We start from the raw sequence: 22,717 nt of genomic DNA, 5'->3' as shown, positions 1-22,717 counted from the left end.
CGCCACAAGCCCCGCATGCAACGCCATGAACAACGTCGCACCCTCCGCACCCGCCACCCCCACCAACCCACCGTGCAACCACCCCGGCCACACAAACGCCACCGTCGCACCCCGATGACTCGCCACCGCAGGACGCGGCCGATCAATGGGCAACGGAAGCTGCTCGGGGATACCAGCCAGATGAGTGCGCCAGTACTCCAGCTGATCGGCCAGCACACTGCCCGGCGTATCAGCCGTACCGAGGGCCTGGCGCTGCCAGAGCGTGTAGTCGGCGTACTGCACCGCCATCGGCCGCCACTGCGGTGCCCTGCCCTCCCGCCGCGCGGCATAGGCGCGCGTCACGTCCCGCCACAACGGCCCCAGCGACCACCCATCCGCAGCGATGTGGTGCGCCACCAGCGCCAATGTCCACACCGGTTGGGGCTGGCCGGTGATGTCCTGCACCAGAACTGCCCGCAGCGGCAGTTCCTCCTCGAGGTCGAAGGCGTGCTGTACGACCTCGGCCACCGCCCGCTCCGCATGGGCACGGTCGTGGACCGTGACCGTCTCGAGCCCTGGCCACCGGCGGCCCGCATCCTCCACCGGCAGCACCCGCTGGCAGGCAACCCCTTCGACATCAGTGAAGAGCGTCCGCAAGCTCTCATGCCGACCCACCACATCCCGCAACGCCCGCTCCAGCGCCTCGCGGTCCAGCTCACCCGACAACCGCACCACCAACGGAATGTTGTACGTCGCCGACCGGCCCTCCAGCCGATACAGGAACCACAACCGGCTCTGGGCGAACGAGAGCGGCAACGGCTGCGGCCGCTGATCACATGGCACGAGCTCCGGCCGCTCGCGGCCCGCCTGACCCACCGCGTCCCTGGCCAGCTTGCGGGCCAGCGCGGCCACCGTCGGGGCCTCGAACACCGCCCCTACCGGCAGCTCGACCCCCAGCTCAGACCGCACCCTCGACACCAACCGCGTCGCCAGCAGCGAATGCCCACCCAGATCGAAGAAACCGTCCTCGATCCCCACCCGCTCCACGCCCAACACCTCGGCGAACAAGCGGCACAGCAGTTCCTCGGCCCCATCCCTGGGCGCGCTGTACTCCGACCCACCGCCACCCCGCGGAGCAGGCAACGCCCGCCGGTCCAGCTTCCCATTCGCCGTCACCGGCAGCCGGTCCAGCACCACCCACACACCCGGCACCATGAACTCCGGCAACCGCCCCCGCACAAACTCCCGCACCACCCCCACATCACACCCACCCCCAGCAGGGACTACGTACGCCACCAACCGCCGATCACCCGGACGGTCCTCCCGCACCACCACCGCCACCCGACCCACCGAAGAATGCGCGGCCACCGCACCCTCCACCTCACCCAACTCGATACGGAACCCCCGCACCTTCACCTGATCATCCGCCCGACCAACGAACTCCAAAGACCCGTCCGACCGCCACCGCACCAAATCCCCCGTGCGATACATCCGCTCCCCAGGCCCACCAAACGGATCCGCCACAAACCGCCCCGACGTCAGCCCGGCACGACCCAGATACCCCCTGGCCAGGCCCGCCCCGGCCAGGTAGATCTCCCCAGTCACTCCGGTCGGCAGCGGTCGCAACCACTCGTCCAGGACGTACACCTGGGCGCCGATGGCCGGTACCCCGATGGTGGGCGCGGCACCGGCCGACGCATGGCGTCGGGCCTCCAGGACACCCGCCGTGGCCCACACCGTGGCCTCGGTGGGGCCGTAGGCGTTCACCATCCGCCGCCCGGGTGCCCACCGCTCGACGAGCTCGGGGCCGCACGCCTCGCCCCCGACCAACAGCGTTCGCAGCGTGGGGAGTTCGGGGGTCGGCATACCGGCCAGAACGGTCGGCGAGATCAACGCATGGGTGATCCCGTATCGGCGGATCACCCCGGCGAGTTCCTCGCCCGCCAGAACCCCTGCCCCCTCCGGAATGACCAGCGCACCCCCTGAGGCGAATGCCATCAGGAACTCCATCACGGAGGCGTCGAAGCTCGGCGACGCCAACTGTAGGATCCGCGCGGACGGGTCCAGAGCGAACCGTTCCACCTGGGCCGTTGCCAGCCCCATGATGCCGGAGTGAGTGACCACCACGCCCTTGGGACGCCCGGTCGACCCCGATGTGTAGATCACGTAGGCCGCGGCCGTCAGGGGCACCGACACCCTCGGGGAGCTGGTCGGCTGCCGACGGATGTCGGACGTCGTCTCCGGCGTGTCCGTCACCACGGTGGAGACGGCCGCACTCGGCAGTGACTCCGCGAACGCACTCCGCGTGACCACCGCGCCCACCGCGCTGTCGGCCAGGACGAAGGCGATCCACTCCGCCGGATAGGCGGGGTCGACCGGTAGGTACGCCGCGCCGGTCTTCAGCACGGCGAGTGTGCCGACCACCATGTCCACGGAACGGCCGAAGGCCAGCGCCACGCGCGACTCCGGCCCGATACCGCGCTGGGTGAGATGGTGGGCGAGTTGGTTGGCCCGGGTGTCGAGGTCCGCGTACGACAGCCGGAGCGCTCCGCACTCCACGGCGAGGGCGTCGGGAGACTTGCGCACCTGCTCCTCGAAGAGCGCCGCGAACGACAGCCGTGGCAGATCGGGCCGTCCCGTGTCGTTCCATGCCACCAGGGTCCGGTGCCGCTCGGCGGCGTCCAGTAGGTCGATGCGGCTGATCGGCGCGTCCGGGTCCGCCACCACCTCGTCCAGCACCCGCAGAAAGCGGTCGGCGAGCCGCTCGGCGGTCTCCCGGTCGAAGAGGTCGACGGCGTACTCCAGCACCCCGTCGAGTCCGGGGTGCGTCCCACCGTGACTCTGGCGTGCGTTGACCATGAAGGCCAGGTCGAACTTGGCCGTCCGTGCCTCCGGCCGTTCCAGCGTGGCTGTGGTGCCCGGGAGGGCGAAGTCCTGGTCCCACGCGGTCTGCAACGCCAAGGACACCTGGAACAGTGGGTGGCGGGCGAGCGTGCGCTCCGGATTGAGCGCTTCGACCAGTTGCTCGAACGGCAGCTCCTGATGCGCGTAAGCCGCGAGGGCGGTGTCGCGGACCCGTTCGAGCAGCGTCCGGAAGGACGGGTCGCCGGAGGTGTCCGCACGCAGCACCAGCGTATTGACGAAGAAGCCGACGACATCGTCCAGCGCTTCGTCGGGCCGTCCCGCGACGGGGCTGCCGATCGGAAGGTCCGGGCCGGCCCCCAGACGGGTCAGCAGGGCCGCCACGGCCGCCTGTAGCACCATGAACACACTCGCGTCGGCCTCGCGGGCCAGAGCCGCCAGTTTGCCGTGCGTCTCGGGGCCGATCTCGAACGCGATCCAGCGCCCTTGGTGGCTGGCCACCGGGGGACGGGGCCGGTCAGTGGGCAGGGGGAGCTGTTCGGGAAGGCCCGCGAGATGGCTGCGCCAGTAGTCCAGTTGCGCGGCCATCACACTGTTCGGCGTATCGGCCGTACCGAGCGCCCGGCGCTGCCAGAGCGCGTAGTCGGCGTACTGCACCGCCAGCGGCCGCCACCCCGGTGCGCGGCCCTCCCGCCGCGCGGCATACGCCTCGGCCACGTCCTGCCACAACGGCCCCAGCGACCACCCGTCGGCCGCGATGTGATGCACGACCAACGCCAATGTGCATACCGGCTCCGGCGCCGTCTCCCGCACCAGGACTGCCCGCAAGGGCAGCTCCTCCTCCAGGGCGAAGGCGTGCTGTACGGCGCCGGTCACCGCCCGCTCGGCCTCGGCCCGGCCGCCCACCGTGACCGTCTCCAGACCCGGCCACCGCCGGTCGGCCTCCTCCACCGGCAGCACTCGCTGGCACGCCACCCCATCCACCTCGACGAAGAGCGTCCGCAAGCTCTCGTGCCGACCCACCACATCCCGCAACGCCCACCCCAGCGCCTCACCGTCCACCGCACCCGACAACCGCACCACCAAGGGGATGTTGTACGTCGCCGACCGGCCCTCCAACCGATACAGGAACCACAACCGACTCTGCGCGAACGACACCGGCAACCGCTCCGGCCGCCGATCACACCGCACGAGCTCGGGCCGCTCCCGGCCCGTCCGATCCGCGCTCCTGGCCACCCGGCGGGATAGTCGGGCGACCGTCGGCGCCTCGAACACCGCCCCCACGGGCAGTTCGACCCCCAGCTCCGACCGAACCCGCGACACCAACCGCGTCGCCAGCAGCGAATGCCCGCCCAGATCGAAGAAACCGTCCTCGATCCCCACCCGCTCCACGCCCAGCACCTCGGCGAACAAGCGGCACAGCAGTTCCTCAGCCCCATCCCTGGGCGCGCTGTACTCCGAGCCACCGCCACCGCGCGGAGCAGGCAACGCCCGCCGGTCCAGCTTGCCGTTCGCCGTCACCGGCAGCCGGTCCAGCACCACCCACGCACCGGGCACCATGAACTCCGGCAACCGCCCCCGCACAAACTCCCGCACCACCCCCACATCACACCCACCCCCAGCAGGGACTACGTACGCCACCAACCGCCGATCACCCGGACGGTCCTCCCGCACCACCACCGCCACCCGACCCACCGAAGAATGCGCGGCTACCGCACCCTCCACCTCACCCAACTCAATCCGAAAGCCCCGCACCTTCACCTGATCATCCGCCCGACCCACAAAGACCAACCGGCCGTGCGCGTCCCAGCGCACCAGGTCCCCGGTGCGGTACATCCGCTCCCCAACCGCGCCGAACGGATCCGCCACAAACCGCTCCGCCGTCAGCCCGGCACGGCCCACATACCCCCGCGCCAACCCCACACCCGCCACATACAACTCACCCACCACACCCACCGGCACCAAGCCCAGCCCACCATCCAGCACATACACCCGTGTGCTGTCCGTGCCACGGCCGATCGGTATCACATCGGTGGCCGATCCGCCCCTCACCACCGGGTGGTAGGTGGCGATCATCGTGGTCTCGGTGGGGCCGTAGGCGTTCACCACGGCGGTGTCGGGGCAGATGTCGGTCACCCGCCGCACCGCCGCAGGGGAAGCGGCCTCGCCGCCCGTCCACACCTCCTCGACGTTCGCGAAGAAGTCGGGTGACTCATCGGCGAGGCTGTTGAACAGCGCCGTGGTCGCGAAGACGCCCGTGACGCCATGCTCGGCGATCGCCTTGGCCATGGAGGCGGTGTCGAGCGGGCCATCGGGCATCAGAACGAGCTTGCCGCCACGCAGCAGGGGGACCCAGAGCTCATAGGTGGACGCGTCGAAGGCGAGGGGCGAGTGCACCAGCACGCATCCGTGTGCACTGCCGTCGAACGCCTTGTCACGGACCAGCGCCACCAGGGCATGCTGTGTGATCACAACGCCCTTGGGGGTGCCGGTGGAGCCGGAGGTGTACATCACATACGCCGGATGCGATGGATGCAGCGGCGCCGGACGATCCGCGTCGGTCACCTCGCCATCTGGACAACCCGCCACCTCACGCACGGTCTCCGGGTCATCCAGCACCACCACGGGCACGTTCAGCGACGGCAACCGTCCCGCCACATCACCCGATGCCACCACCAACACCGGCCCGGCATCCGCCACCATGAACCGCACCCGCTCCGCCGGAAAATCCGGATCCACGGGTACGTACGCGCCACCGGCCTTCAACACCGCCAGCAACACCACCACCAAATCCACCGAACGCTCCATCGCCACCGCCACCAACCGCTCCGGCCCCACCCCACACCCGACCAAGAACCGCGCCAACCGATCCGACCGCGACGCCAACTCCTCGGATGACAGGGCGGCCTCGCCACACACCACCGCGACCCGCTCGCCCAACTCCCCCGGCACCGTCCCCGACGGCACCGTTCCGACCCCGCCACTGCCCCACCCCAACAACACCCCGCGCTCCGCGACCGACACCAACTCCACGCCACCCACACACCGCCCCGCATCCACCACCACCGCCTCCAACAAGGCGGACAGACGCCGCAGCACGCTCTCGACCGTGGCGGGGTCGAACACATCGGCGCGGTAGTCCACTCGAAGGCGCAGCGTCCCGCCGGGGAAGACGACCAGGCCGAGCGGGTAGTGGGTGCCGTCGTGGCCGCTGATGTCGGTCACCCGGAGGCCGGTTTCCGGTGGGCAGACCGCGTCCGGGTCCATCGGGTAGTTCTCCACGACGACGAGCGAGTCGAAGAGCCGTGGGTGTCCGGCCAGTTGGCACACCTCGGTGAGGCCGGTGTACTGGCGGTCCAGGAGACGGATGTGCTCCTTCTGCACCCGGTCGAGCAGCGTGGCCAGGGTCTCGTCCTGGTCGAGTGTGATCCGCACCGGGACGGTGTTGATGAACAGTCCGACCATGCTCTCGACGCCCGGGAGCTCCGGTGGCCTCCCGGCCGTGGTGATGCCGAAGACGACGTCGTCGCGGCCGGTCAGGCGGTGCAGCAGGATGGCCCAGGCGCCCTGGATGACGGCGCCGAGGGTCAGTCCCTGGTCGCGTGCCCAGCGTTCCAGCCGCGCGGTGAGGTCTCCGGGGAGTTCCAGTGCGACCCGGTCCCGCCGGGCCGGACGTGCCGGGTCGGCGGCCGGGGCCAGCAGGGTGGGCTCCTCGAGCCCGGCCAGGGCCTGCCGCCACCCTTCCTCGGCGGTCCCCCGGTCCCGCGCCGCGAGCCAGGCGAGGTAGTCCCGGTAGGGGGTCACCGGCGGCAGGTGGCTGTCGTCGCCTTCCCGGGCGTAGAGCTCGAACAGTTCACGGAGCAGGACGGGATAGGACCAGCCGTCGAGCAGGATGTGGTGGTTGGTGAGCGCCAACAGGTGGCGGTCGGGTCCGATACGGATCAGGGTGAAGCGGAGCAACGGGGGGTCGGTGGGGTCGAACCGGCGGTTTCGCTCCTCCTCGAGCACCCGCTCGCACGCGGCGCGGCGCTCGGCTCCGGCTCCGGCTCCGGCGGCTCCGGCTCCGGCGGCTCCGGCTCCGGCGGCTTCGGCTCCGGCTCCGGCTGTTTCGGTGAGGTCGATCTCCTCCCACGGCAGCTCGATCTCGCGGGGGATGACCTGGACGGGCTGGTCCATGCCCTCGTGCAGGAAGGCGGCGCGGAGGTTCTGGTGGCGGTCCAGAAGTGTTTCGGCCGCCGCCCGGAGCACGGCCGGGCGCAGGTGCCCGTCCAGCCGGAGGACGATCTGGACGGTGTATCCGTCGCCACCGCTCCCCTCATCGGCGTCATGCACGGCGTGGAAGAGCAGCCCTTCCTGCAAGGGCGACAGCGGCAAGACGTCGAGCAGTCCTGACTGTGTCATCGCTTCTTCCTCCACGCTGCCTCGAGTCGGTCGATCTGGTCCTGGTTGAGGTTCACCAGGGGGAGGTCGGAGGGTGTGCGGCCGCCGGCGTCCGGGCGTTCGGCATGCGCCGTGATGGCCTTCAGCACGGTGAACCAGGTCTGTGCGAGGTCGCTCACCTCCTCCTCGGTGAGCGGCCCACGGGCCCAGGACCAGTGCGCCACGAGGCACGGGCCGTCGGGGCCGTCGTACGTGACGGCGTTGAGCTCCAGGGCGTAGGGCAGCGGGGCGTCGGCGTCCGCTCCCGCCATGAGCGGCCCGCTCGTACCGTCCCCGGCGGGTGTCCACGGTGCCGCGCCGCGCGGCGCCGCGATACGGCCGAGGTAGTTGAACCGGATGTCGGGGGTCGGCAGCGCGGCGAGGCGTGGCCGGGTGCGGGGGTTGAGGTAGCGCAGAAGCCCGTAGCCGAGTCCCTGGCCGGGGAGGGCCCGCAGTCGCTCCTTGACGTGCTTGACCGCACGGCCGAGCGCGGGGCCGCCACGCCGGACCTCCTCCTGATCCACCCGGCCCGGTTCCAGCCGGACGGGATAGAGGGCGGTGAACCATCCGACGGTGCGCGAGAGGTCCACCTCCTCGGCCAGGGGGTGTGACCGGCCGTGTCCTTCCACGTCCACCACGACGGGCCCACCGGCGGCGCCCCGGCCATGGCGCTCCCGCCACGCGTCGAGGGCCACGGCGAACGCGGCGAGCAGCACATCGTGCACACCGGCGTGGAACGCCCCGGGCACTCGGGTCAGCAACGGCTCGGTGTCCTCACCGGGCATGGGCAACACCATGTTTCCGGCGGTCCCGAAGGTGGCGCGGTCGCCGCCGGTCCGCCCCGCCACCACGGGCCGTACGCCGGCCAGGACCTCCTCCCAGTGGCGCAGCTCCCTCTCCCGGGCCTCCGTGTCCGCCTCGGCGGCCAGCAGAGCGGCCCAGCGGCGGAACGACGTGCCGACCGGTTGCCACTCCACCGGCCGTTCCGCCGCCACCGCCGACCAGGCTGCCGCCAGGTCCGGCAGCAGAACGCGCCATGAGACGCCGTCGACCGCCAGGTGGTGGATGACCAGCAGGAGCCGCCCCGGATGCCCCGGCCCGGCGTCGAAGTGCACCGCCTGCCACATCACCCTCGCCCTCGGGTCGAGGCGGCCACGGGCGGCGGTGAACTGCTCGGCCAGCAGGCTTTCCGAGAGGCGTCCGTCGGTGGTCCCGATACGGCGCACTCGCTGCGCGGCCCGTACCGTTCCCGCCGTCGCCACCTCGGGCGACCACGCCCCATCCGGGCGGTCCGCCAACCGCAGGCGCAGCGCGTCGTGGTGGTCGGTAAGTGCCTGTAGAACGTCCGCGAGCCGTGGGGTACCGGCTCCGGCGGGTGTGGTCATCAGCATCGCCTGGCAGAACCCGTCGACCGGGCCGCCCTGCTCACGGAGCCACTCCATGATGGGGGTCGGTGTCACCTCGCCGATCGGGACATCGGCCGACCGGTCACGGGCAGCACCGGTCACGGGCGTCGCGGTGTGCGCCAGCCGGGCCACCGTCTTGTGGGCGAACACATCGGCCGGGGTGATGACCAGCCCAGCCGCTCTGGCCCGGCTGACCAGCTGGATGGTGGAGATGCTGTCCCCGCCGAGGTCGTAGAAGCCGTCCTCGGCCCCCACCCGCGCCAGTCCCAGCACCTCGGCGTACAAACCGCACAGTGTCCGCTCCACGGCCGTACGTGGCTCACGTCCCGCACCAGCTCTGCGGGCCTCCGGCACCGGCAACGCCCGCCGATCCAACTTCCCATTCGCCGTCACCGGCAACCGGTCCAGCACCACCCACACACCCGGCACCATGAACTCCGGCAACCGCCCCCGCACAAACTCCCGCACCACCCCCACATCACACCCACCCCCACCAGGCACCACATACGCCACCAACCGCCGATCACCCGGACGGTCCTCCCGCACCACCACCGCCACCCGACCCACCGAAGAATGCGCGGCCACCGCACCCTCCACCTCACCCAACTCAATCCGAAAACCCCGCACCTTCACCTGATCATCCGCCCGACCCACGAACTCCAAAGACCCGTCCGACCGCCACCGCACCAAATCCCCCGTGCGATACATCCGCTCCCCAGGCCCACCAAACGGATCCGCCACAAACCGCTCCGCCGACAACCCCGCACGCCCCACATACCCCCGCGCCAACCCCACACCCGCCACATACAACTCACCCACCACACCCACCGGCACCAAACCCAACCCACCATCCACCACATACACCCGCATACCGGCGATCGGCCCACCGATCGGTGCGGCGCCATCGGCCTCGCCGTCGTACCACCCGGCGGTCGCGTAGACCGTGGCCTCCGTCGGGCCGTAGGCGTTGAGCACCCGGCAGCCGGGCAGGGCGTCACCGATGGCGCGGGCCGCCGGGCCCGACAGGGCCTCCCCGGCGCAGACCACGACGCCCGGGAAGTCCCGTGGCCCGATGGCCTTCGCGACCTGGACGAGTGCCGAGGGGACGCCGCTGACCAGGCTCGCTTCCGGCCGGTGGGGCAACCGCCCCACCAGGGCCACGGCGTCGTCCACGATCTCCACACGTCCACCGCACGCGAGCGGAGCGAACAGCTCGAAGGCGGATACGTCGAAACTCGCCGAGGTGGACATCATCACGTGGGAGAGGGCTCGCGTCCCCAGGGTCTCGACGGCCCACGCGATGGTGTTGACCAGGCTCTGATGGGTCACCACCACGCCCTTGGGGGTGCCGGTCGAGCCGGAGGTGTACATCACGTACGCCGGATGCGATGGACGCAGCGGCGCCATACGGTCCGCATCCGTCAGCGCGGTACCCGGCAGCTCATCCACCTCTCGCGCCGTCTCCGGGTCATCCAGCACCACCACCGGAACGCCCACCGACGGCAACCGCTCCGCCACGTCACCCGACGCCACCACCAACACCGGCCCGGCATCCGCCACCATGAACCGCACCCGCTCCGCCGGATATCCGGGGTCCACGGGTACGTACGCGCCACCGGCCTTCAACACCGCCAGCAACACCACCACCAAATCCACCGAACGCTCCATCGCCACCGCCACCAACCGCTCCGGCCCCACCCCACGCCCCACCAGAAACCGCGCCAACCGGTCCGACCGCGACCCCAACTCCGCATAGGACAGGGCGGATTCGCCGCACCTCACCGCAACGGCGGCACCACCACGCCCCACCATCCGCTCGCCCAGCGCCCCCGGCGCCGTCCCCGCACCGCCGCTCCCCCACGCCAACAACGCCCCACGTTCCGCCACCGACACCAACTCCACGCCACCCACACACCGCCCCGCATCCGCCATCACCGCCTCCAACAGGGCGAAGAGGCGGCGCTGGTGGTCGGCCAGGTCCTGGGGGCCGTAGCGGTCGGCGTTGCCGTTCAGGTCGACACGGACACCGCCGTCGGGCTGCTCGTAGGCCATGACCGACACATCGGGGATCGGGCCGTTGGCCAGGTTGTGGTGGGTGGCCCGGCACTCGCCGAACTCCAGGTCCCAGTCGAACGACATGACGTTGACCTCGGGCCCCACGAGGGCCGGAACGCCCCCGGTGAGATGGAGGTCGCGGGCCAGGTCCTCGCCCCGGTAGCGCTGGTGGGACAAGGCCATGCGGACTTCGCGGGAAAGGCGTCGCAGGACATCGGCCCAGGTCGTCGCGGCGCTCAATGTCACACGGAGCGGAAGTATGTTGGCCAGCGTTCCGGGAGTACGGCGGGAAATCGGATCCTTTCGCGCCGAAACAGCGAAGCCGAGCGTGATGTCCTCCACCCCGGTCAAACGGTGCAGGTAAACCGCGACAACAGCGGTCAACACCACCGACCAGTGAGTTCGGGCGGCGCGCGCGGCGTCTCTGAGGCGGTCGGCCTCATCAGCCGTGATCAGGGTGGTGTGGCGCAGGAAATCGCTGGGTTCGGTGCCGGGCTCGGTGGTGAGACGCACGGGCTGGGGCGGGGAAGCAAAACGCTCCAACCAGTACCCGCGGTCACGTTCGAATTCCTTGGATTCCCGGTACTCGGCTTCCTGGCCGAGCAGGGCGGCCAGTGAGGAGAATGGCGACTCACCGGCGGGTTCGCCTTTGTGGAATGCCGTATAGAGTTCGGCGACCCGGCGGGCGAAGAGCGTGCTGCCCGCCCCGTCGGTCACGATGTGGTGATATCCCTGGTACCAGACGAACTGGTCCGCCGCCGTCTTGATCAGGGCGAAGGAGAACAGCGGACCGTGCGCGAGGTCCATCGGCGTCCTGAGTTCCTCGCGCATCCACCGTTCGGCGGCGGCCCGGGGATCGGGGCCGTGGCTCAGGTCGAGGGTACGCAGCGCCCAGTCGCCGGGCGGGCCGAGCACCTGATGGGGCACACCGTCGATGTCGCCGTCGATGTCGCCGTCGATGCCACCATCCATGTCGCCGTCGATGTCCGGGAAGCGCGCGTGCAGGGTGTCGGCCTCGGCGACGGCCCGGCGCAGCGCCGATTCGAAAAGGTCTGGATTGAGAGGCCCTTGAATCTCGACATACTGGCCTACTTGGAATTGCAGGCCATCCGGATTGATCCGCTGCGCCACCCATATCTCCCGCTGGGCAGCGGATAGCGGGTAGCGAGACCCCTGAAGACAGTGAGACTCCTGAGGACAGCGAGAGCCATTCTTTCCCCCGTCTTGCACGAGCACCACCCATTGCCTAATATCGGGTCACTTCCCGGGCAGCAGCGCCGAATTACTTTCGAAATACTCATGTCATTTTGCATCGGGAGTCTAACCCCGCCGCTATATCGCTACAAGAGTCGCGAGCAGGCTCGAGGGGCCAAATGGCACCATCCTGCCATTCAGATATTTCCCTTCCCGCGAAGAAGGTCACGAAGACTCGTGATCCGGACATAGAGGAAGATACGATGACGGACGCTCTTCCGATTCCCACCGGTGTGCCCACCACGCGTCGGTGTCCGTTCGAACTGCCCACCGAACTCCTACGGCTCAGCGAACAGGGCCCGTTGAGCCGTATGCGCTATTCCGACGGCCATCTGGGATGGCTGGTCACCGGGTATTCGGCCGCTCGGCTGGTGCTCGGCGACGGCCGGTTCAGCAACCGGGCCGACCTGGCCCGTATGCCGGTGGCGATCTCCTCCGAGGCCGAGCAGTCGCGGCGTGCGGTGCCGCCCGGTGTCTTCCACCGCATGGACCCGCCCGAGCACACGCGCTACCGGCGGCTGCTCACCCGCCACTTCACCGTGCGCCGCATGGACCGGCTGGTCCCGAGGATCGAGCAGCTGGCCGACGGGCGGCTGGCGGCGATGGAGCGGCAGGGGCCACCGGCCGACCTCGTGGCCGACTTCGCCATGCCGATGTCACTCGATCTCCTCACGGAGTTGCTCGGCGTGCCGGACGAGGCCCGTGAGCGGTTCCGGAAGGAATCGTCGGCGCTGTTCGAGCTCGACTCCGGCGCCGAGGAGATCACCCGCGCCACCCAGGCGATCCATGAGCGGTTCCGTGAGCTGATCGGGCAGAAGAAGACCGGGACGGCGGAGGATCTGCTGGGGCATCTGGCCGCCGAGCCCGATCTGCCGGAGGACGAGGCCGCCACGATCGGCATGGTCATCCTCACCGCCGGCTTCGAGTCGACCGGCAACACCCTGGCCCTCGGCGCCCTCGCGCTGATGCGGAACCCCGGGCAGCTGGAGGCGGTGCGGGCCGACCCGGCCGTGATGGACTCGGCCGTGGAGGAGTTGCTGCGATATGTCACCGTCACCCACTTCGGCCCCATCCGTACCGCCCTGGAGGATGTCCGGGTCGGCGACGCCCTGATCAAGGCTGGGGACTCGGTCACCCTCGCGCTGCCCGCGGTCAACCGCGACCCAGAGCACTTCGCGGCACCCGACACCCTGGACGTCACCCGCCCGGCGGCCCACCACGCCGCGTTCGGCTACGGCATCCACCAGTGCCTCGGGCAGCAGCTGGCCCGCTCGCTGATGCGCTGCTCGTACGCCAGGCTCTTCGACCGGTTTCCCGCCCTGCGGCCGGCCGTTCCGTTCGACGAGATCCACGTCCGTACGGACAAGAACACCTATGGGCTGCGCGAGCTGCCGGTGACATGGTGAGGGGGACGCCCTGATGGCAACGTGGTGAGGGCGACGGGGTGAGCACCACGGGGTGAGGGCAACGTTCTCGCAACGTGGCCGGGGGTTCCCTGAGCCGGACCCCTGACCGCTCGGTGAGCATGACCAGCATGACGGAGAGGGAGCGTCCATGGACCGTATCGCGCTGACACCGGCCGCGGCCGAGCTGATCCGCAAGCTGCGGGCGGATCACGGGCCGCTGATGTTCCACCAGTCGGGCGGCTGCTGCGACGGCAGCGCGCCGATGTGCTATCCGCTCGGTGAGTTCCGTACGGGTGGGTCGGATGTGCTGCTCGGGGAGTTGGAGGTGGACGGGGTCGAGGAGCCGGTGGGCTTCTGGATGTCGGCCTCGCAGTTCGAGCTGTGGGCCCATACGCATCTCACGGTGGATGTGGTGCCGGGCCGTGGCAGCGGCTTCTCCCTGGAGGCGCCGGAGGGTGTGCGCTTCCTGATCCGTTCACGGCTGCTGGACGACGCGACCGGCTGAGCGCGGCGGGCTCAGCGCGGCGCGCCGCCCTCAGCTCGCGTCGGCCAGCGCCAGCGTGTGCAGCCGCTCCGGCGGGCCCGGCCGTGCGTAGTACCAGCCCTGCGCGGTGTCACAGCCCAGGCCCCGCAGATGCTCGGCCTGTACGGCCGTCTCCACGCCCTCGACCGTCACCGCGAGGTCCAGCGTGTGCGCGAGCGAGACGATCCCCTCGACGATCTTGACGTCGACCGGATCGGCCGGGGCCCGCTGCATGCCCCGGGTGAAGGAACGGTCCAGCTTGAGCTGGGAGACCGGGAGCCGGCGCAGATACGAGAGGTTGGAGTAGCCGGTGCCGAAGTCGTCGAGGGCGATGTCCACGCCGAGGTCGGCGAGTTGCCGCAGCGGCCGCAGGGCGGTCTCGTCGGCGCCGATGAGGTCGTTCTCGGTGACCTCCAGGCACAGCGCGCTGGGGCACAGCCCGGCGTTCTCCAGGACCGCCACCGTGTCCGAGACCAGCGTGGGGTGGCTCAGCTGGCACGGCGAGAGGTTGACGTTGACGCGCAGCGACTCGTCGTCCTCGGCGGCGTCGCGCCACTCGCGCGCCTGCCGGGCGGCCTGCTCCAGCACCCAGCGGCCGAGCGGGACGATCAGCCCGGTGTCCTCGGCGAGCGGGATGAACTGGTCGGGGCCGAGCACCCCGTGCAGCGGGTGCAGCCACCGTACGAGCGCCTCGGCGCCGCGCACGGTGCCGTCGGTGAGCCGTACCAGCGGCTGGTACTCGATGAAGAACTCGCCCTTCTCCAGGGCGGAGGGCAGCCCGTTGGTGAGGCTGTGACGGGCGATCACCCGGGCGTTGGAGTCGGCGTCGGCGATCTCGTAGCGATTGCCGCCCGCGGCCTTGGCCCGGTACATGGTGATGTCGGCGCTGCGCAGCACCTCGGCCCGTTCGATCTCCCCGGCCCGGCCGTCGACCACGCCGATGCTGGCCCGTACCCGCAGCTCACGGCCCTCGATCCGGACGGGTTCGGCGAGCGCGGCGAGCATCCGACGGGCCAGCCCGGCGCCGTCGGCCTGCGCCGCGGGGCCGGTGACCAGGGCGAGGAACTCATCGCCGCCGACCCGGGCGAGCAGTTCGGTGGGGGCCTTCACACAGCGCTGGAGGCGTTCGGCCACGGCCTCGAGCATCCGGTCGCCGACGGCGTGGCCGAGGCTGTCGTTGACGGCCTTGAAGCCGTCCAGGTCCAAGTAGCACACGCCGAACCGCTCGGCGTCGGCGTCGGCGGCCAGCACCTGGTCCAGACGCTCCAGGAAGAGGGTGCGGTTGGGCAGTCCGGTCAGCTCGTCGTGGGTGGCCTCGTAGCGCAGCCGCTCCCGCAGCCGCCGGTGCTCGGTGATGTCCTCGGCGAGGGCGAGCTGGTACTGCGGGGCGCCGCTGGAGTCGCGCAGCAGGGTGACCGTCAGATTGGTCCACAGCTCGCTGCCGTCGTCGCGGTAGTGCGGCTTCTCGATGCGGAAGTGGTCGCGCTCCCCGTTGACCAGTTCGCGGTAGAGCTCATGGGCGCCGGGTACGTCGTCGGGGTGGACGAACTCGGTGACGTTGCGGCCGGGGCGGAAGAAGTCCATCCCGCCGAACATCCGGGCCATGGCGTCGTTGACGACGAGCACCTCGCCGTCGAGTCCGGCGATGCCCACGCCGATGACCGCGCCCTCGAAGACGGCCTGGAACTTGGCCTCGCTCGCGTGCAGCGCCTTCTCGGCCTCGGTCCGGGCGACCATCGCGGCCCGTGAGATGGCCTCCTGCTCATCGCGCTCGCGCTCGCGCAGCTCACGGACGAATCCGGCGGCGAGGGCGTGCTGGAGCCGCACACAGCGGGCGCGCGCCTCGTCGTCGGCCAGGGGCTCGTGGGTGGGCTCGTCGGACGGGTCCGGGAACGATTCACCGGATGGCCCGGGGAACGATTCACCGGGCGGCCGGGATAGGGGCGCTCGGGAGAGCGGCGCTCCGGGCGGCGAGCAGGACACCAGATGCGCGTCGATGACGCCCAGGATGGCGGGCAGCGCGTCGGGCTCGGTGCACTGGGCGTCCACCAGCGCGGCCCCGACCTCGTACGCGGCCTCGGTGTCGAAGGGGGAGGAGCGCAGGGCGGCGCTCAACCGGTGGGCCAGCGGCAGCAGATAGCCCTCGAACTCGTCGGGGGTCATCGTGGTGGCGGCCAGTGGGTGGACGGCCCGGCACCAGATGCCCGCGAATCGCCTCAGCGGATCGTTCTCCCCGGGGGCGGGGTGCCCGGCGGCGTCCCCTGCGCCGCGGTCACATCTCGGCCCGCCCGATTCGGAAGTCATATCGTGCGCTCCCCGGGGCAGCCGCCATGGGCTGTGTCCCTGTAGCCCGCCGTGTCCTCGCCTGTGGCGTCGATGCCCTGCGGCCGCCAGTCCACGTCCTGCACTTCCTTCGCCCTCTTCCGGCTTCCGGGGCCGCCCTCGGGTCGTCCGCGTCCTCGGGGAAGTGGAGCACGACGAAGAGCGGCACGGCAACCCGCTGCTGAGGCGAGATTACTGATCAACCGTTCGATGAGGAAAGGAAAAACGGAAATCTCCAATCCGGATCTGATCATGGAGAGGGGCCCCGCCGGGGGCTGTCGGGCACCTGTCAGAGGCACCTGCCGACGGCCCGAACCCCGCGCTGACCTTGGGCCTCCACAGGGCGGGCCTTTGAAATCGCCTAGGCGAAACCCCTTCAGGAAGCCGGTTCTGGCGGTGCGCCAACCCCGCCCGGGGGCAGTCGAATGAGGAAATCCATCACGTCCGCCGCGCTTGAACGTCACACCCGGTCTCCGCGGCCGGGACAGCGGCGCCCCGGGCCCATACGCCCGCCTCTCCGCCCCGTGGACCGAAATCCGTGCGGTCTTTTCGCCCGCATGCGATGAATTGCCGTGAATAGGGGTACTCCGCCACAGGATCTCCACAAGGAGGCACGACGACGCACGGGACACACAAGAACGCACGGAGTGACCCATGGCCCCACCAGGTGTCGCCCGGGAACCACTGCTGCGCCGCTGTGCGCTCGGCACCGGCCGCGCCGAGGCGGGCTACCTACGGCTCGGCGCGGGCCTGGTCCGCTGTCCGTACGGCGGTCAGCGGGTCACCGAGGCCCTGGACACGCAGGTGCGGGAGCTGGCCGGACGGGACGGCGCTGCACCGGATCACCGGGCTCGCGGCCGTGGCTGGGCCCGCTGCTGGACTACGGCACCCGGCGCCACACGGACCTGGTGGAGACCCTCCGCGAGTACTCCTATCGGCTCCAGCGCATCCGCGAGATCGGCGGACGCGTTCTGGCGGATGTGGACAGCAGGCTCAACCTCCAGGTCGCCACCCGCATTTGGAAGATCATGCGGAGCGGCCCCGAGTGAGCGGGCCACCGCCGGGCACCCGTGAGCGACGCAACGGCACCACACCACGAGGCGGGATGGGCAATGAGCGACAAGAACAAGAGTGTGGCGCAGGCTCTGCTCGACCAGCAGGGCACGACCTTCGCCGCCGAGGCCGGGATCAAGCTCCGCGACACCCCCGGCCCCCTCTACCAGCTGCTGGTGCTCGCGCATCTGCTGTCCGCGCGGATCAGTTCCGACATCGCCGTCGCCGCCGCCCGCGCCCTCTTCGACGCCGGGATGCGCGATTCGCGGCGGATGGCGGAGGCCACCTGGCAGCAGCGGGTGGACGCGCTGGGCGAGGGCGGCTACCGGCGCTATGACGAGCGGACCTCCAGCCAGCTGGGCGAGGCGGCCGAGCTGGTGAACCGGGAGTACGGGGGCGATCTGCGGCGGCTGCGCGCGGCCGGGGACGTGAAGAAGCTGCTCCAGGGGGTCAAGGGCATCGGGCCGGCCGGGGTGAACATCTTCCTGCGCGAGGTGCAGGGCGTGTGGCCGGAGTTCGCCCCGTACTTCGACAGCAAGGCGCTGGACGGCGCCGAGCGGGTCGGGCTGCCGAAGAGCGCGCGGTCGCTGGAGGGGCTGGTGGCCGAAAAGGACCTCCCCCGGCTGGCCGCCGCCCTGGTCCGGGTCGCGCTGCACGCGGACGCCGCGCGCGAGGTGCGCGCGGCGGCGTAACGCGGTCAGGCAGGGCGGTCAGGCAGGGCGGTCAGGCAGGGCGCGGGCCTGGCGGCCCGCCCGCGGCGGCCGTCCTCAGCGGATGCCGAGCTCCGTCAGCACCCGCCGCTGGGCGGCGGTGGGCTTGGCCGGGAAGTAGAGGTAGCAGACGCCGCCGGTGCCCGAGACCACCTTGCCGTCGGCGTTGTACCGCTTCGTCCGCAGCCAGATGTTCTCCCACTGCCGCCGCTTGTAGACGTGGCGGACCGCGTCGTTGTCGGCCGAGGCCGGGTCGTTGGCGATGACGTCGCCGTCCGCCGTGAAGCCGATGACGGTCATCAGATGACCCGAGGTGCCGTACCCCGCGCCGTCCAGCTCGGTCTTGAGGAAGGACTGCGAGGTGATCAGCGGAATGCCGACCTCGATCAGCTTCTCGGCGTCGTTGAGCGAGCCGAGCCGGGTCACGACGCCCTGGAGATCGCGGTAGGTGGCGGCGTAGGCGGCGTTGAACGGCCAGTTGCCGCAGCCCTCGTACTGGTAGTCGAAGGTGGACCGGGCGGCGTGGCAGACCTGCGGATCGGCGTAGTCCGGGTTGACCCAGGCCAGGTCCTTGGCGGAGGGCTTACGGCCCCAGTACTCGATGATCATCTGCGAGGAGGTGGGGCTGCACCACGCCTCGCCGCCGTTGTCGTACTCCGGGTACTGGCCCTTGTGGATCTCCTGCGAGTAGCGCGGTACGACGAGTTCGCGCCCCTTGCCCAGGCTCGGCGTGGAGGCGGGCACCTCGAACCGGTCGGGGACGTCCGAGCCCATCGCGCCGACCCGCCACACCGTGGGGGTGAGCTTGGTGCCGGGCTTGCGGTGGAGGGTGAGCCGCACCTGGTACTTCGCCAGCCGCAGCCCGCTCGCCGGGTCGTCGATGGAGAAGGTGTCGGTCCACACCGAGCTCTTGTCGTCGCTCTGGTCGTCCACCGAGGTGCGCCGGATGGAGGAGGCGCCGTCGTCGGAGGCCCAGCGGCCCATCACGTACCAGGGGGTCGCGGAGCCGTCGGTGTAGGTGCCCTTGAGCTCGATCTGGATCCAGGTGCCGGCCGGGGTGCGGGCGTTCCAGGAGACGATGGCCTCGGTCGCGGGCACGGAGAGGGTGCGCACCGGGGAGGTCCAGGTGGCGTACTCCCAGGCGGCTTTGGTGCCGGTGTGCGGATCGGTGTAGTCCACGCTGCCCAGCGGGCGGGAGATGACGATGCCGGGGCGGGCGCCGGACTCGGCGCGGACGCCCTCGGCGGCACCGGCCAGCCAGTCGGCGTGGCTGGTCCAGCCGTGGTACTCCGCGATCCGCTTGGCCTTCGAGCCCGCCGGGGCCACGGCGTCCCCGGGGGCTCCCGAGGTCCCGGTCGCCGAGGGGCGGGCCGTTCCGGCGGCCGCGGCGGCTGTCGTGGTGACGGCGGCGGCGCCCGCGACGCCGAGTGCGGCGGCGAGCACGGAGCGGCGGGGCGTGGATCCAGATCTGGTCATGCGGGGTTCCCCCAGTCGTCGTCCGGTCCAGTGGGCGGCGGGTGCGACAGTCGCACAACTATGGCCGCTGCGAGTGGTCTCAGGCCAGTGATTCCCCCAGCGCCCGCCGCATCAATATTGGTGTGAACCAATGGAGTGAACGAGCCCGAAGGGCCGTATGGTGGTCCCCGATGCGAACTTACCGACCGGTTGGCGGCCTGGACGCGCTGGCGCGGCGCCTGCGCGCACTGCCGCCGTCCTGCGGCCCGGTCCGGCTGATCGCGGTGGACGGCCACGCGGGGTCCGGGAAGACCACCTTCGCCGGGCGGCTGGCCGAGGCGCTCGGCGGCGCGCCGGTGCTGCACACGGACGACTTCGCCACCCATGAGGAGCTCTTCGGCTGGGCCGAGCGGCTGCACACCCACGTCCTCGCCCCGCTGGCCCGGGGCGCGGCCGCGCGCTACGCCCCGTACGACTGGGTGGAGCGCCGCTTCGGCACCGCCCGGCGGCGGCTCGACCCCGCGCCGGTGGTGCTGCTGGAGGGCGTGGGCAGCGGCCGCCGCGCGGTGCGCCCGCGGCTGGCGCAGCTGTTGTGGATGGATCTGCCCGCGCGGGACTCCTGGCACCGCGGTCAGCTGCGGGACGGCCCGGAGCTGTCCGCATTCTGGGACGGATGGCTGCCCGCCGAGCGCGCGCATTTCACCGCCGACCCGTCCCGCCCGTACGCAGGAGCCTTGGTACAGCAGCGGAAGGAGGGGTATGAGGTGCTACCGGGACCCGCGGCGACCGACGGAGACACCCCCTGGCCTCACACAGCGTGAGCCGATGTCCCCGACCGGGCCTGACCCCGCCGCCCGAGGCATGACGCGTACTCCAACTCGGCTTGACCTGGGGCCCATACAGGTCTTACGTTCTCAATGTGCGACTCGTACGAGTCGTCCCACAACGCGAAGCCCCCGGTTGTTCCCCCGTGATCGGGGGCTTCGTCCTGTCTGGCGCCGGTTTTCCGCTGCTTTGCGCGGCCACTTCCTCACTCTGGGTGACGACCCTCCCCAGACCTTGTGCGCCCCTTACACGCCCCCGCGCACACCCGTCCGGCCTTGTGGGATTGCGACGAACAACAGTGCGGCACCCTCGGCCCATGCGAGTTGCGCAGGTACGATGCGAAAGGGGCAGTCGCCCCTGCGGCATCCACGGGGGCAGGGGTTGTGGGGGACGTGATGGATTTCGGCACGCAGGGTTCGCACGCCCCGGCCGACCTCGCCTGGCTGCGAGCCGTCGATGCCTACACGATGGGCGCGTACGCACAGGCCGAGGAGGAGTTCCGGGCCGCCACCCGGCTCGATCCGGGAATGGCCGACGCCTGGCTCGGGCTGCACGCGCTGCGGGCCGACACGGCGGCGGCGCTGCTGCGGATGTACCGGCACCGCGACCGCTTCGGCGAGCAGCGCGCCCGGCACCGCCGCACCCTCAACTCCTGGTACTGGCTGGGCTGGTGGGTGCAGCCCGTGCTGGAGACCAGCCGGGACCTGCTGCTCGCCCACGCCTCCCACTGGCTCGACGGGCGCCATGTGCCCGAGCTGGACCGGGCGCTGGCCGGCTGCCCCCCGGTGGAGGCCGATCCGCAGGCCCGCTTCCTGCACGCCTGCCGCGCCTATCTGGTCAAGGACTGGGAGCAGCTGGTCCGCCACACCGAGCCGCTGCTGGACGATCCGTTCCTGGGCATCGAGGCGGGTCTGTTCGCCGGGATGGCGCGGGTCCGGCTGGAGATGTACAGCCAGGCCGAACCACTGCTCGCCGCCGCCTTAATGCGCTGTCGCAGCGAACAGCCCCAGCGCAAGGAGCTGCGCTACTGGCTCGCCCGCGCCCATGAGGGCACCGGGCGCAGCGCGGCCGCGCTCCCCCTCTACCGCGCGGTGCACCGCATCGACTCCACCTTCATGGACACCTCGGCCCGGCTGGCGGCGATAGCCGAGTCCGACGGTCTTGACGAGCCCGCGGACCTCGCCGCCGTATCGCTGGCCGGGGCCGGTGGTCAGGACGCCACGGACGGCCGGGACGCCACCGCCGCCGACCCCGCCGACACGCTGTCCGACGGCCGCGATCCGCGCGCCGCGAGCGAGGGGCCCGAGGGTCCGCCGCTGATGGGCCCCGCCGTGATGGGCGCGGGCGGCACCCGCGACCGGGCCGGACTGCCCGCCCAGCCCGGCCCCTCCGATCCGGTGCTGCTGGAGAGCGCGCTCCAGGAGCTGGAGCGCATGGTCGGCCTGGAACCGGTCAAGCGGCAGGTCCGGGCGCTGTCGGCGCAGCTCCACATGGCGCGGCTGCGCGCCGGGCAGGGCCTGCCGGTCCAGCCGCCCAAGCGGCACTTCGTCTTCTCCGGGCCCTCGGGCACCGGCAAGACCACCGTGGCCCGCATCCTCGGCCGGGTCTTCTACGCCCTCGGGCTGCTCGGCGGCGACCATCTGGTGGAGGCCGGGCGCGCCGATCTGGTCGGCGAGTATCTGGGCCAGACGGCGGTGAAGGCCAATGAGCTGATCGACTCGGCGCTCGGCGGGGTGCTCTTCGTCGACGAGGCGTACAGCCTGTCCAACTCGGGCTACAGCAAGGGCGACGCGTACGGCGACGAGGCGCTTCAGGTACTGCTCAAGCGGGCCGAGGACAACCGCGACCGGCTGGTGGTGATCCTCGCCGGCTACCCCGAGGGCATGGACCGGCTGCTGGCCGCCAACCCCGGTCTCGGCTCGCGCTTCACCACCCGTGTCGACTTCCCCAGCTACCGCCCGCTGGAGCTCACCCGGATCGGTGAGGTGCTGGCGGCGGAGAACGGGGATGTGTGGGACGAGGAGGCCGTGGAGGAGCTGCGCAGCATCAGCGGCCATGTGGTGGACCAGGGCTGGATCGACGAGCTGGGGAACGGGCGGTTTCTGCGCACGCTGTACGAGAAGAGTTGCGCTTACCGGGATCTGCGGCTGTCGGGGTGGAGCGGTACGCCTACGCGGGACGACCTCGCCACGTTGCGGTTGCCGGATCTGATGCAGGCGTACGGGGAGGTCCTGTCGGGGCGCGGTCCGATGTACCGCGATCCGCAGGACCCGCCCTTGGGGTAGCGCCTGCGTGGGGCTGCGCCTGCGTGGGGTTGCGCCTGCGGCGGGCTGCTCCCCTACCCGCCCCTTCCCGAACCATGGGGCTCCGCCCCCTGGACCCCGGACGCCCTTCGGGCGTGTCCTCAAGCGCCGGACGGGCTGATTTCAGCCCGTCCGGCGATTGAGG

At 70.9% G+C, this 22,717-nt stretch carries 9 protein-coding genes and 1 pseudogene; 6 read left to right on the top strand and 4 right to left on the bottom strand.

Annotation, left to right across the window (positions count from 1 at the left end; genetic code table 11):
- Window positions 1–7,242, bottom strand: a 7,242-nt coding sequence (locus tag ABD329_RS44795) for an amino acid adenylation domain-containing protein (protein ID WP_344317979.1), incomplete at its 3' end; no start/stop codon positions are given.
- Window positions 7,239–11,951 (bottom strand): amino acid adenylation domain-containing protein, encoded by a 4,713-nt coding sequence (locus ABD329_RS44790; RefSeq protein WP_344317980.1) that lies wholly within the window; start codon window positions 11,949–11,951, stop codon window positions 7,239–7,241. The genes ABD329_RS44790 and ABD329_RS44795, both read right to left, overlap by 4 nt.
- Before the next feature lie 227 nt (window positions 11,952–12,178).
- Here ABD329_RS44790 and ABD329_RS44785 point away from each other — a divergent pair, with 227 nt between their 5' ends.
- Entirely contained in the window at window positions 12,179–13,381 is a 1,203-nt protein-coding gene (locus ABD329_RS44785; RefSeq protein WP_198278188.1) for a cytochrome P450, read from the top strand.
- A 148-nt stretch (window positions 13,382–13,529) separates the two neighbouring features.
- Window positions 13,530–13,886, top strand: a complete 357-nt coding sequence (locus tag ABD329_RS44780) for a DUF779 domain-containing protein (protein ID WP_198278187.1) — start codon at window positions 13,530–13,532, stop codon at window positions 13,884–13,886.
- Between the two features lie 30 nt (window positions 13,887–13,916).
- Here the strand turns inward: ABD329_RS44780 and ABD329_RS44775 are convergent, their stop codons facing one another.
- Window positions 13,917–16,208: a putative bifunctional diguanylate cyclase/phosphodiesterase gene (locus ABD329_RS44775; protein ID WP_246618590.1), complete on the bottom strand. Its 2,292-nt coding sequence runs from the start codon at window positions 16,206–16,208 to the stop codon at window positions 13,917–13,919.
- Between the two features lie 872 nt (window positions 16,209–17,080).
- On the opposite strand from ABD329_RS44775, the pseudogene ABD329_RS44770 reads away from it, so the two are divergent.
- Together ABD329_RS44770 and ABD329_RS44765 are read left to right on the top strand one after the other, a co-directional pair.
- Window positions 17,081–17,275: pseudogene (locus tag ABD329_RS44770) on the top strand (transcriptional regulator); the annotation flags it as partial.
- Between the two features lie 63 nt (window positions 17,276–17,338).
- Window positions 17,339–17,971 carry an HhH-GDP family DNA glycosylase gene (locus tag ABD329_RS44765; RefSeq protein WP_198278186.1) on the top strand — a complete coding sequence of 211 codons (633 nt, stop codon included), beginning with the start codon at window positions 17,339–17,341 and terminating at the stop codon, window positions 17,969–17,971.
- A gap of 75 nt (window positions 17,972–18,046) precedes the next feature.
- On the opposite strand, the gene ABD329_RS44760 is transcribed toward ABD329_RS44765, so the two are convergent.
- Entirely contained in the window at window positions 18,047–19,465 is a 1,419-nt protein-coding gene (locus ABD329_RS44760; RefSeq protein ID WP_198278185.1) for a peptidase C39 family protein, read from the bottom strand.
- Window positions 19,466–19,635: 170 nt separating this feature from the next.
- On the opposite strand from ABD329_RS44760, the gene ABD329_RS44755 reads away from it, so the two are divergent.
- Both ABD329_RS44755 and ABD329_RS44750 read left to right on the top strand, forming a co-directional pair.
- The gene (locus ABD329_RS44755; protein WP_198278184.1) at window positions 19,636–20,265 is read left to right on the top strand and encodes a uridine kinase family protein; all 630 of its coding nucleotides are present in this window, start codon (window positions 19,636–19,638) and stop codon (window positions 20,263–20,265) included.
- A gap of 399 nt (window positions 20,266–20,664) precedes the next feature.
- Window positions 20,665–22,554 carry an AAA family ATPase gene (locus tag ABD329_RS44750; protein ID WP_344317978.1) on the top strand — a complete coding sequence of 630 codons (1,890 nt, stop codon included), beginning with the start codon at window positions 20,665–20,667 and terminating at the stop codon, window positions 22,552–22,554.
- The last annotated feature ends 163 nt before the right edge of the window (window positions 22,555–22,717 follow it).

Source organism: Streptomyces javensis (assembly GCF_039525925.1).
GTDB lineage: Bacteria > Actinomycetota > Actinomycetes > Streptomycetales > Streptomycetaceae > Streptomyces > Streptomyces asiaticus.
This window is presented reverse-complemented; position numbering and strand designations above follow the sequence as displayed.